The 3984-nt window shown below is 57.6% G+C and carries 3 protein-coding genes and 1 riboswitch; all 3 genes read right to left on the bottom strand.

The genetic code is table 11. The annotated features are described in order from the left end of the window. Positions 1 to 119: 119 nt before the first annotated feature. Positions 120 to 2264: a TonB-dependent receptor gene (locus tag NP596_RS20330; protein ID WP_256617215.1), complete on the bottom strand. Its 2145-nt coding sequence runs from the start codon at positions 2262 to 2264 to the stop codon at positions 120 to 122. Between the two features lie 313 nt (positions 2265 to 2577). Then, positions 2578 to 2794, bottom strand: a riboswitch (cobalamin riboswitch). Between the two features lie 159 nt (positions 2795 to 2953). Beyond that, the gene (locus NP596_RS20325; protein ID WP_256617214.1) at positions 2954 to 3184 is read right to left on the bottom strand and encodes a DUF6686 family protein; all 231 of its coding nucleotides are present in this window, start codon (positions 3182 to 3184) and stop codon (positions 2954 to 2956) included. A 28-nt stretch (positions 3185 to 3212) separates the two neighbouring features. Next, positions 3213 to 3446 carry a hypothetical protein gene (locus tag NP596_RS20320; protein ID WP_256617213.1) on the bottom strand — a complete coding sequence of 78 codons (234 nt, stop codon included), beginning with the start codon at positions 3444 to 3446 and terminating at the stop codon, positions 3213 to 3215. Positions 3447 to 3984: the final 538 nt, after the last annotated feature.

The raw sequence follows: 3984 nt of genomic DNA, 5'->3' as shown, positions 1-3984 counted from the left end.
GACGAATAGCGCGCTGTCCTTGGCAATCGCCGTCGAACCGCTTGCGCCGGCGGCCGGAGCGAACGGCCCGGCCTGGACATTGGCGGCGAAAGCCAGCGCGGAAAATGCAATTAATTTTTTCATGGTGTATCTCCTGTGGTTGGGAAGGTGTATGTCAGGCCGAGGTAAGCTTGCCGGCCCGGCATGGGATAGAAAGCACCGCCGTAAGCGGAGGTTTCGTAAAAGGCGTTAAACAAATTGCCGACGCCGGCGAAAATCTCCGCGCCGGCCAGTTGGTAAAAGGCTTTGAGATCGACGGTCTGATACGCTTTCAATCTGGCTTCGTTGACATCCTTGGCAAGATTGGCGCCGTTGTTGCGCATGCCGACATAGTCCGCCGACACGCTGAGACTGAGGCGGGAAGTGGCATGCCAGAGCAGGCCGAGCTGGCCCTTGAGTTCGGGAACCAGAGGCATGCGCAGCCCGCTGTCGGCGAAGCGGGCGTCGATGTAACCGAAATTGCCCGACAGCGTCAGATCGGCGCGGGGATGAAACTTGCCCGCCAACTCCAGGCCGCGCCTGCGCGTGGTTTCGTCGTAGTTGCGATTGACGCTGTTGTCGTAGTAAATCTCTTGTTGATTGGTCATCCGGAACAAGGCCAGCGACAATTCGTTGCCGTCTTGAGAACGGGCGCGCCAGCCGGTTTCCCAGTTATTGCCGCGTTGCGGTTGAATATCGGGGGCGCTTAATACCAGTTCCTCCGGGTTCGGATTGCGGAAGCTGCGGTTATAGCTGCCGTACCACGTCAGGCGGTCGTTGACGTTCCAGGTCAGCCCCAGATCGGCGGCATAACTGCGCCAGCCAGCGGTGCCCCGGCTCTGATTCAGCCAACGGGCATCGCAACCCAGCGGCTGGAATGGAAACACCGGCGCATAACGGCAGACCAGATCGTATTTGTTGGCTTCGCGTTGCAGCGAAAAGCTGTCGCGGCGGTAACCGGCATTGAGAATCAGCGGGATGGGCAGATACCAAGCGGTATTGACGAAACCGCTCCGGTTGTCGAAATCCGCCTGTTGCAACTGGCTTTGGGTGGGAATATCGGTGCCGTTTTCATGCCTGGCGACCGAACCGATCCGCCGGTAATAACCGAAGGTCCAGTTCTGGCCGACCGGCCCGATATCCAGGTCGAACCGGTGGCGCAGGTCGAGCTCGCGGTGTTGGAATGCGTTGCGCCAGGGATTTACCGCGCTTTGATCCGGCGACCAATAATTGGCGGTTTCGTAAGGATTGTCCCGGTAGCGGTAGGCCAGTTTCAGTTGGGTCTTGCCGGTTTTGCCCCAATCCACGGCGGCGCCGACATCGCCGGCGTAGTCGTGGGTTTCGCCGCCGCCATACGGCGTGGCGGCTTGACGGCGTAACCGCGAGTCGCCGATGGCGCCGATGTCGACGGGCCCGGCCAAACCGTATTCGTCGTCGTGCATGCGAAAACTGCCGGTCAATTCGACTGCTTGGCCGGCTGAGTAGGCCAGCTTGGCGTTGAGCTGGTTTTTATCCAGAAAAGTGTTTTCCCGATAGCCCCGGGTTTGGTAATGGGCCGCGTTCAGCGAGGCGCGGATCGAGTCGGTATTCAAGGCCGCGTTGAGGCGCGAATCGAAGGTGTCGAAACTGCCATGGCTGTTATAAATTTCCGTCCGGGTTTGCTTGGCCTTGCGGGTGACGATGTTGACGACGCCGCCGACCGCGCCGTCGCCGTAAAGCACCCCGCCACCGCCGCGAATCACCTCGATACGTTCTATCTGGCCCAGGCTCAGGGTAGAGAGATCGGCGCCGGACAGGTCGGGCGCGTTCAAGCGGACGCCATCGACCAGAATCAACACATTGCTGGAAAAGGTATCGCCCATGCCGCGGATGTCGATACCGCAGTATTTGTCGTTGCCGGTATAGCTGCGCGGGCTGATATTGGCTTCTCGCGCCAACAGATCGATCAACGAGTTGCCGGCCGCATTCAAAATGGCCTGGCGGTCGATGACGGTGATGCTTTTGGGTTGTTGCAAGACGCTGTCGGAAGTGCCGAAAACGGTTACTTCCGACAGGGGTTGCGGCTGGTCTCTGATGTTGTCGCAAAGTCCGTTTAGCGGGGCCGGAATCAGACCGATGCCTAGCAGCGCCCCAAGCAATCGGCGATGAAAATCGGCCTGATCATCGGGCCGAACGCGGATCGGGAATGCGGCAGAAAGCAAACCACCGGGCAAAGTTTGCCCGTGGCACGGCGTGCATTTGATCATGGTGTTTACCGAACCGGCTAGCGGTCGAGCAAATGCGTCGCCGGGCGACTCGGGGTCGCGACGACTTTGGCTATTTTTGGCTGATGAACCGGGTCTTCGGCGGACGGCAACAGCCCTTGCGGAGCAAAAGGCCTATGGCGCGACTCGCCGACCGTGAAATAAAAGAGAGCTCCGGGGTAAACCGAAGCAAGGGAAATCGTAAGCATAAATTCCTCCGCGCCCGCCGCGCATGGGGTGAAAACCGGGACAGAGGAATAGGGAGGACGAAAAAGACAGAGAGAGCCCTGACCGTTTCGCAAGCAGCCCACCGCTGTCTCGAACGATCTTTCAGGCCAGTCTCCGGGCTTATAAGCGGCTTATCGCCTGAACCACGGCCTTCCCATGCAAGTGCACAGTGGCATATTCGTGGCCCGTTAACTTATCTACCGTTGCGGGGGCAGCGCCGGCTTTTGCATTGATTGCATCACCGGCTTCCTGTTTAAGCGCAAGCCGATAAATTCGCTTGCGGCACCAGAAAGAGGAGTGGATTCTAAAGTTTAAAAAATTTCAAAGCAAGCATATATTTCGCACCGCGGGCGAGGCCATAAGATGAAGGCAATGGGCATTGGCATTGTTCTTGACCTTTGAAATAAGCTTGAAATACCGGTCCAAACTTCGCCGTGGGCGGTTGTGTGCGGGGGCTTTAGGCATCAATGCACCAGCGTCAGCTTGGGCCGCAGGTTCGGGTTTTCCCGTGGCTGCTCGGCCATCTTTTTCGACGCCGCCGTCAGCAGAGCGGCAAGGTCGGCGAATTGTTCCGCGTCGAAACGCATCGAGATATTTTGCAGGTGCAGATGCACCACGCCGCAATCCCGGCACATCAAAACCTTGCCGGATTCGCTGGCTGCCAGATATTCGTGCGTGCAGGGCTTTTTACTCATCGTGGTGTCCTCATACTGAACAAGAAATTTAGGGTATCGATCGGGTTTCTTTACCCGGGTTACTGTTGCCGCGCGCAGCGGCGAGTTTCGACTTCGCCAGCGACAGCAGCATTTTCCAAACAATTTGCTTCGAGCCCAGGTCCAGGCAGCGGAAATCGGTAGCGTGGAGCTGCCCTTTTTCCATCAACGCGGCCTGCACATTCGGCGCTATCTCCAGCTTTACCGCCTGCGGCGCTTTGAAAAAAGACAAGAAAAGCTTCATGGAACCGGGGCGTTATGGATTTGATGTAAATGATAATGATTATTATTTGAGAAGTACAGCTTTTTTATCGCGGTCATTGCGCTTCATCTGTTTGTCATACGGATGCGGTCAGCATGGCAGACTTAAAAAGCGCCTGTCGGCACGGTTCGGATGATATAAACGGAACGGAATAAGCCTTGCAGCTCGCGGCACGGTAGCGTGGGCACTGCTTTTCGTGCCCACGCGGAATGAATCCTTTGCTTCCGCCAAACAATGTAATGTCTTGGCAAAATCGATTGTCATTGGCATTTCGACGGCTCCAGGGTGGGCAAATTGGCCCACCCCACGCCCTGTCCAAAAACCTCGCGAAATTGTCGCTTTGCCATAATTGCCGGCCGGTTTTCAAGCCGGATGGCCTCAGCTATGTTCCCGGCCGGCGGTGTCCGCGCGCCGCAGCATATGCGGAATGGTCAGCGGCCGCTCCGGATACAGCGGATGGCTGCCGACGCTGACCGGGTAAGCGAAAACCCGCCGAATCAATTCGCCGGTCAACACCTGG

Origin of the sequence: Methylomonas rivi (assembly GCF_024505165.1) — a bacterium.
GTDB classification, from domain to species: Bacteria; Pseudomonadota; Gammaproteobacteria; order Methylococcales; family Methylomonadaceae; genus Methylomonas; species Methylomonas rivi.
This window is presented reverse-complemented; position numbering and strand designations above follow the sequence as displayed.